This is a genomic window from Janthinobacterium sp. GW458P (assembly GCF_002127585.1).
In the GTDB taxonomy this organism is placed as follows: Bacteria; Pseudomonadota; Gammaproteobacteria; order Burkholderiales; family Burkholderiaceae_D; genus Janthinobacterium.
On the sequence record NZ_NEGZ01000063.1, the window covers coordinates 23,171 to 29,479 of the forward strand.

The 6,309-nt window shown below is 66.3% G+C and carries 9 protein-coding genes; 4 read left to right on the plus strand and 5 right to left on the minus strand.

What is annotated here, in order from left to right; genetic code table 11:
* Positions 1-106: 106 nt before the first annotated feature.
* From CBW50_RS24785 to CBW50_RS24795, 3 genes are all read left to right on the plus strand, one after another.
* On the plus strand, positions 107-433 hold the full coding sequence (locus CBW50_RS24785; protein WP_086147982.1) for a hypothetical protein: 327 nt from the start codon (positions 107-109) through the stop codon (positions 431-433).
* Between the two features lie 125 nt (positions 434-558).
* Positions 559-864, plus strand: a complete 306-nt coding sequence (locus tag CBW50_RS24790) for a hypothetical protein (protein ID WP_226936086.1) — start codon at positions 559-561, stop codon at positions 862-864.
* Positions 865-950: 86 nt separating this feature from the next.
* Positions 951-1,415: a DUF2244 domain-containing protein gene (locus CBW50_RS24795; protein WP_086147984.1), complete on the plus strand. Its 465-nt coding sequence runs from the start codon at positions 951-953 to the stop codon at positions 1,413-1,415.
* A gap of 16 nt (positions 1,416-1,431) precedes the next feature.
* Here CBW50_RS24795 and CBW50_RS24800 read toward each other — a convergent pair whose 3' ends face one another.
* Positions 1,432-1,917, minus strand: coding sequence for a hypothetical protein (locus tag CBW50_RS24800; RefSeq protein ID WP_086147985.1), 486 nt, complete (start codon positions 1,915-1,917; stop codon positions 1,432-1,434).
* 72 nt (positions 1,918-1,989) lie between these two features.
* Positions 1,990-3,030 carry an L-glyceraldehyde 3-phosphate reductase gene (mgrA, locus tag CBW50_RS24805; protein ID WP_086147986.1) on the minus strand — a complete coding sequence of 347 codons (1,041 nt, stop codon included), beginning with the start codon at positions 3,028-3,030 and terminating at the stop codon, positions 1,990-1,992.
* Positions 3,031-3,151: 121 nt separating this feature from the next.
* Between mgrA and CBW50_RS24810 the strand changes: the two genes are divergently transcribed.
* A complete protein-coding gene (locus CBW50_RS24810; RefSeq protein WP_086147987.1) occupies positions 3,152-4,714 on the plus strand; it encodes a CYTH and CHAD domain-containing protein in 1,563 nt (520 codons plus the stop codon).
* Positions 4,715-4,732: 18 nt separating this feature from the next.
* Here the strand turns inward: CBW50_RS24810 and CBW50_RS24815 are convergent, their stop codons facing one another.
* The 3 genes from CBW50_RS24815 to CBW50_RS24825 form a co-directional block, all read right to left on the minus strand.
* On the minus strand, positions 4,733-5,599 hold the full coding sequence (locus CBW50_RS24815; protein WP_086147988.1) for a Kdo hydroxylase family protein: 867 nt from the start codon (positions 5,597-5,599) through the stop codon (positions 4,733-4,735).
* Positions 5,600-5,679: 80 nt separating this feature from the next.
* Positions 5,680-6,051: a lysozyme inhibitor LprI family protein gene (locus tag CBW50_RS24820; RefSeq protein ID WP_086147989.1), complete on the minus strand. Its 372-nt coding sequence runs from the start codon at positions 6,049-6,051 to the stop codon at positions 5,680-5,682.
* Positions 6,052-6,192: 141 nt separating this feature from the next.
* A partial coding sequence (locus tag CBW50_RS24825; RefSeq protein ID WP_139842572.1) for an integrase core domain-containing protein occupies positions 6,193-6,309 on the minus strand: 117 nt, incomplete at its 5' end.

Consider the following 6,309-nt stretch of genomic DNA (forward strand, 5'->3'; position numbering starts at 1 on the left):
AATATTTGTGCGCCGCCGCATTTACCTCTCGGAAAAGGTCGTGCAGGCGTGCGCCACTGGCCGGGCCAGGGGAGTAAGCTGGTTTTTTTGTTAACGGGAGTCAGCCATGAGCAGCACACTCGATCCGGACAACCTGCCCCTCACCCCCGACCGCGTCCTGGGCAGCGGCCATGGCAAGGGCGCACTGGGGCCCAGCGACAGTTCCGACAGCGGCAGCGACATGCAGGGCGTGCCGGGCCAGGACCCGGAAGAGCTCGACAATGACAGCGATGCGGCCGGCACGGGCGACCGGGCCGGCGTGGAGCCGCGCAACACGACACCCGATGGCGGCGACATCGATGTCGATCATGTGGACAGCCTGGCGCCCGTGCGGCCGGCGGACGGCCTTGACGACGGGGAGCGTGCCCCGGCCGCGCCGGCGCCGCGCCCTTGATCCACGTCGCAGCGCGAATTGCCGCCGTTTTGCCGCCATCGGCGTAAAATGAGGGCAGGGCGGCAAATGTCCCGCCATGGGCAGCCGGCCCGCACAGGATAGGATGCAAGAGGATGCAAACGCAGATGTCGGAAGACAAAGAAAAGAACTTGATGTCGATGTACCGCGAGACGCGGCCGCGCGAGTTTTTCGGTGAAAAAAGCAGCACCAATCACCTGGCGTGGAGCTTGCTGGTGATCTTGCTGGCGCTGGTGTTCTGGCTGGGCGTGGCCTTGTCGGCCGCGGAAAACCAGCGCTACGCCTTGCAGACCCGGGCGTGCCAGGATCGCGTGTTCCCGGCGGAAATCGATACGTCTTGTTTGAAGCAGGTCAAGTCGCGCGACCATTGGTGGCAGCACGTGGGCCACGCGCTCGTGCATCTGGGCGCCTGAGCCTGGCCTGAAGGAAGCGCCGGCAGGCGGCTGGACGTGCCGGGTGTTTCGCCCGAAAGGGCCGATGCGATATTGCGGGAGGCGCCATGCCACGCGATAGTTCGCGTGAACAGCCGCAATGGCTGTTTACGCGCCACAGGGCATTGACGACGCGCCAGTTGCTGCGCGCGTATGGTTTGCTGTGCCTGTTCTCCACGGCCATCGCCGCCGCCTTTGCCCTGCGCGGTCTCTGGTATATCCCGTTTTTTTCATTTGCCGAACTGAGCCTGGTGGCTGTCGCCCTGCTGTACTACCGGCGCCACGCGCACGATTACGAGCACATTGCCTTGCGCGACGGCGTGCTGATCGTCGAGCAAGTCAGCGCCGGGCATTGCCGGCGCATCAGCTTTTCCCCGTGGCACACGCGCATCGTCGTGCCGCAGGGCAGCCGCCAGCTGATACGCATCGGCGACGGCGCCGCCCAGGTCGAGGTGGGCGTCTTCGCCACGCCCGAGCGGCGCCAGCAGGTGGCCCGCGAGTTGTGCGCGCTGCTGCCCGATCCGCCGCCGTGACGGCGCCCCCCTGGCCCTATTTGGGACCGTAAAACTGAAACGTCTGCGCCACCAGCAGGGTCGCTGGAAAGCCGGTCATGCTCTTGAACTCCCTGACGCCGATAATCTTGTAGGCGCCCGCCTGGAACGGCTCGCCTTCTTCCCAGCTGAGGTCTTTCATGGCGAACTGCAGCAGGTGCTTGTCGTTGTAGCGGTAGCTGAAGATGGTGTAGGCGCCGACGCGGCTGGTGGCGACGAAGCGTTCGTCCTGCGCGTCGGCGATGAGCAGGATGCCCGGATAGCGCCCGATGCCCGCCTCCTCGTTCTGGATTCTGAGGATGACATCGGTAAAACTGCATTCGGCGTCGCGGATCTTGTCGCGCTTGCCGGCGATCTGCATGACCTCGTCGTAGCTCTTGCCATGCACGATGGACCAGCGGGGCGAGTCGCAATAATTGCCCGCGTGGGCGTTGGCGGCGCAGGACAACAGCAGGCAAACGGTGATGGCGGAGATGGCTTGCATGGAACCCTGGGGTGGATGTGGGAGGCGGCAGTCTACCTGCTGGCTGCCGCCGCCACAAGCGCGGGGCGATCCTTACCTGGCCCGCGACGGGCCTTCCCACAGGTTGACATGGCCTTCGCGCGCCTGCACGTCGATGGCGGCCAGTTCTTCGGCCGTAAACGTCAGTTGCTGCAATGCGGCCGCGTTTTCGCGGATTTGCGCGCTGCTGCTCGCGCCGATCAGGGTCGAGGTGACTCTGGCATCGCGCAGCACCCAGGCCAGGGCCATCTGTGCCAGGGTTTGCCCCCGCTGCGCGGCGATCTGGTTCAGGGCGCGCACGCGGGCCAGGTTTTCCGCGCTCAGGTGTTTTTGCAGCAGCGAGCCGCCGCCGGGGCGGTTGACGCGCGCATCCTGCGGCACGCCATCGAGATACTTGTCGCTGAGCAATCCCTGCGCCAGCGCCGTGAAGGTGATGCAACCCATGCCTTCTTGCTGCAAGGTATCGAGCAAGCCGTCTTCCTCGATCCAGCGGTTGAGCATGTTGTAGGCCGGCTGGTGGATCAGGCACGGCACTTTCCACTCTTTCAGCAGGGCGGCCGCCTCGGCCGTTTTTTGCGGCGAGTACGAGGACAGGCCCACGTACAGCGCCTTGCCCTGTTGTACGGCGGTGGCCAGCGCGCCCATGGTTTCTTCCAGCGGCGTGTCGGCGTCGTAGCGGTGCGAGTAAAAGATGTCGACGTAGTCGAGGCCCAGGCGCCGCAGGCTCTGGTCCAGGCTGGCCAGCACGTATTTGCGCGAGCCGCCGCCCTGGCCGTACGGGCCGGGCCACATATCCCAGCCTGCCTTGGTGGAAATGATCAGTTCATCGCGGTAAGGCAGGAAATCGTCGCGCAGCAGCTTGCCGAAATTGCTTTCCGCGCTGCCATATGGCGGGCCGTAGTTGTTGGCCAGGTCGAAATGCGTGATGCCCAGGTCGAAGGCCGTGCGCAGCATGTCGCGCTGGGAGGCGAGGCTGTTGCTGTCGCCAAAGTTGTGCCACAGTCCCAGCGACAGCAGCGGCAGTTTCAGTCCGCTGCGTCCGCACGTGCGGTATTGCATGCTGTCATAGCGGTTCTCGGCGGCGTGGTACGTCATGGCAACTCCAGAGTCAATGAATCGCCTATTTTCGCGCAAAATCAAGGTCTGCGTGCGTGTGCCTTGCGCACCACCGGGCGCGCCTTACAATAGACGTTCGGGAGTCTCGCAAGGAGCGGTCATGGAAATCGAATTGAAATTGCTGCTGGCGCCGGAAGATGCGCCCCGGCTGCGCGCGCACCCGCTGCTGGCGCAGTATGCGCAAACAGCGCCGCAGCTGCTGCAGATGCATGATATCTATGTCGACACGCCGGATTTGCAACTGTGCCGCCACCAGGCGGGCTTGCGCGTGCGCCAGGTGGACGGGCGCTGGATGCAGACCCTGAAGGCGGGCGGCACCGTCAGCGGCGGCTTGCACAGCCGCCATGAGTGGGAGGGCGAGGTGCCGGGGCCGGCGCCTGACCTCGACGCGCTCGATTCGGCCATCGGCCGCAAGCAGCCCGTCGGCGCGCTGCTGCGCCAGGACGCCGTGCGCGACGGCTTGCGGCCGGTATTTACCACGCGCATGGAACGCACCGTCTGGCAGCTGCGCACGCCGCAGGGCGACGAGATCGAGTGCGTGCTCGACGAGGGCGTGATCGAGCGCGGCGGGAGCGGCGCGGACGGGGCCGCGCGCAGCGTACCCGTCAGCGAAATCGAGCTGGAATTGAAGCGGGGCCAGGCGGCCAGCCTGTTCGACGTGGCGCTGGCCTTGCTGCGCGACGTGCCCCTGACGCTGGGCCACATGAGCAAGGCGGAGCGCGGCTACCGGCTTGCTGCCGAGCAACCCCTGCAAGCCATCAAGGCGCAGCCTCTGGCGCTGGACGCGGCGATGACGGTGGAGCAGGTGTTCCAGGCCATCGCCGGCAACTGCCTGGAACAGGTCAGCGGCAACCAGGACGGCGTGGCGGGGGGCGCGGATGTGGAAAGCCTGCACCAGATGCGCGTGGGCTTGCGCCGCCTGCGCTCGGCGCTGGGCATGTTCAAGGCGCTGCTGGCGCTGCCAGAAGGGCTGCAGCAGGAGCTGGACTGGCTGGGCGGCGCGCTGGGCGAGGCGCGCGACTGGGACGTGCTGGCCGGCCAGACGCTGGCGCGGCTCGATGGCGGAGCGGCGGCCGATGCGGCGGCGCTGGCGCAGGCGGCGCACGAGCAGGCGCGCGCCAAGCATGCGCAGGCCGCCCAGGCCGTCGCCTCGTCGCGCTATACGGCCTGGATGCTGGGCGTGCAGCGCTGGCTGCAGGCGGGCGAGTGGCGCGCCAGCCGTACGCCGCGCCAGCTGCAGCGGCTCGATGCGGGCGTGCAGGGCTTTGCACGCAAGACCTTGCTCGCAGACCAGCGCCGCCTGATGAAGCGGGGCCGGCGCCTGCTGCATGCCACGCCGCAGCAGCGCCACAAGGTGCGCATTGCCGCCAAGAAGACCCGTTATGCGACGGAATTTTTCGCCTCGCTGTTTGCGGGCCGCGCCGTGAAGCCGTATGTGGGGCGCCTGTCGGCCCTGCAGGATGAACTGGGCTGGCTCAACGATGTGCAGGTGGCGGACCGGCTGCTGCTGCAGTTGCCCGATGGCCAGCCCGGCCATGCCGAGCTGCGGCTGCACGCGGCCTTCGTGCGCGGCTACCTGGCGGCGCGCGCGCAGTCGCAGGGCGCCGATGGGCGCATGCACAAGGCCTGGCGCCGCTTCAAGGCCGTGCGCCTGCCCGTCTGAGCCTGCCTTGCCGCCGCGCTAGACCAGCCGGCGTTGCAACTGGCGCTCAAGGATGGCCAGCGGCGACTTGTCGGGCGCGGCCATGGCGCGCACGGGCAGCAGCCAGGTTTGCTCCAGCGCATGCTGTCCCCGCAGGGCCGCATGCGACACGGCGTCGCTGAAGACGATCCAGCTCTGTCCCGGCGCGAATGCGTGCGTGTGCTGTTCCACCTGCGCCTGGAAAGCGAGATCGGCCTTCATGGCGTCGTGCAGTTGCAGCATGTAGTGGTCGTAGGGCGTGCGCCGCGACTTGGTGACGTGCAGCCACTGTAGCAGGGGCGCCATGCCTGGCCATGGCCGGCGGGCCGTGGGCAGGAAGCGCTGCGCCACCTGCTCGAACGGCGCGCCCAGTTTCCACACGCGGGGCGCGTCTTGCGGATGAATGTTGGTAAAGACGCGCAGGATGCGCCGGCCCTGCGTGGGCGAGGCGGGAAAACTGTCGATGTGCAGACGCGTGTCATCCTTGCGCCAGGACGTCACCCTGCCGGCGATCTCCACGGGCCGAAAGCTGCTCTTGCCTTGTTGCAAGTGGGGCAGGTAGCCGGGCAGCAGGCTGGCCAGCAGCGTGCGCGACTGGCGCGCGTAGCGCTGCATCAGCGCGGCGAGCAGGGCGGCGGCGTGCGCATCGCCGTGTCCGCGCACGCCGCGCGCCGGGTCCCAGCTGATGTTCTTGGCGCTGCCGGCCGTGCCGTTGAGCAGCGGATATTCTTCCCTGTGCAACTGGAAGGCCAGGGCGGGCAGCCAGACGACGTGACCTTCCTCGAGCGCCTGCTGCGCCGCCGCCTGCTGCGTGGCGCTGCTGCTGGCGTTCCACTGGCTCAGGGGAAGCTCGACAAGTATGCTCATGGGGCTGCGCGGGGAAAACGTGGGAACCGCCAGTATGCGCGGTCGCCCGTGGCTCCCGTTTGCGCTGGCGCAGTGTTACATCACAGTTTGCTGTTCTGGCAGCCGGCGCTCACGCATTCGCGCACGCGGTCCTGCAGGAACTGCGCCCGTTCGATGGTGGTCTGGGTGGCGCAATCGAGATTGACGTAGAAGCCCGACGATTCGCGTTTCGAGCAGGTCTTGTTGCGTTTCTCGATCCATGCCAGCTGGCCCGATTTCAGGGTTTGCTTGCCGCTGGCGTCGAGTTTGGCAGCGAGGGTCTTGTAGTTGGCGTTCAGTTCCTTGTCCGCTTCCTGGTACACCTTGTTCAGGCAATACAGGCCGTCGAAGTCGTTGCGCGGCGTGTCGCAGGCGGAGTTGGCGAAGACGGCCCCGGAGGCGCAGAGCAGCAAGGCGAGCAGGCATTTTTTCATGATGTACTTTCAGAGCATGGATGGGGGGGCAGGCGAGCGTTGCTCTTGCGCATTTTACAACAGATCTCCGGCCGTTCCCTTTCGCCTGGCTGACGTGCGGTGATTTTTTTCCTGTCCAGTCCTAAAATAGGTTGACAGTATTTATTGCTGCACAAACGCCCGATGCACCGCATCGGGCGTTTTGTACTTCAAGGCCGTATGTGGTCGTTCCTGGTTGTATATCCGCACCGATTGCGCCACCATTTTGCTCGCCTGTTT

Coding starts and splice junctions, on each gene's coding strand:
- CBW50_RS24785 (WP_086147982.1), top strand. CDS start 107: ATGAGCAGCACACTCGATCCGGACAACCTGCCCCTCACCCCCGACCGC.
- CBW50_RS24790 (WP_226936086.1), top strand. CDS start 559: ATGTCGGAAGACAAAGAAAAGAACTTGATGTCGATGTACCGCGAGACG.
- CBW50_RS24795 (WP_086147984.1), top strand. CDS start 951: ATGCCACGCGATAGTTCGCGTGAACAGCCGCAATGGCTGTTTACGCGC.
- CBW50_RS24800 (WP_086147985.1), bottom strand. CDS start 1,917: ATGCAAGCCATCTCCGCCATCACCGTTTGCCTGCTGTTGTCCTGCGCC.
- mgrA (WP_086147986.1), bottom strand. CDS start 3,030: ATGACGTACCACGCCGCCGAGAACCGCTATGACAGCATGCAATACCGC.
- CBW50_RS24810 (WP_086147987.1), top strand. CDS start 3,152: ATGGAAATCGAATTGAAATTGCTGCTGGCGCCGGAAGATGCGCCCCGG.
- CBW50_RS24815 (WP_086147988.1), bottom strand. CDS start 5,599: ATGAGCATACTTGTCGAGCTTCCCCTGAGCCAGTGGAACGCCAGCAGC.
- CBW50_RS24820 (WP_086147989.1), bottom strand. CDS start 6,051: ATGAAAAAATGCCTGCTCGCCTTGCTGCTCTGCGCCTCCGGGGCCGTC.